This window comes from Duganella radicis, assembly GCF_009720825.1.
GTDB classification, from domain to species: Bacteria; Pseudomonadota; Gammaproteobacteria; order Burkholderiales; family Burkholderiaceae_D; genus Rugamonas; species Rugamonas radicis.
In genome coordinates this window covers 1-227 of record NZ_WNKY01000157.1, presented here as the reverse complement: position 1 = coordinate 227, position 227 = coordinate 1, and the positions used below count along the sequence as shown (strand labels likewise).

Sequence of the window (227 nt, the reverse complement as noted above, 5' to 3'; positions counted from 1 at the left end):
CCGTTCTTTAACAATCTGGAAGAAGTAAAGTTTTATTAAGCGTGTAAGAAATTACACACTTAGGGTAGTAAAACTCATCATCACATAGTAGTAAATGCTTGAACTATAGCCGTCAAGGTTATAGGGACAAGTGAATAAGTGCACATGGCGGATGCCTTGGCGATTACAGGCGATGAAGGACGTAGTAGCTTGCGATAAGCTGCGGGGAGCTAGCAAACAAGCTTTGA

1 rRNA gene is annotated in these 227 nt (G+C 41.9%); it reads left to right on the top strand.

Annotated features, from left to right (window positions below):
• Positions 1–124 precede the first annotated feature (124 nt).
• Positions 125–227 (top strand): 23S ribosomal RNA (locus tag GM676_RS31490); the annotation flags it as partial.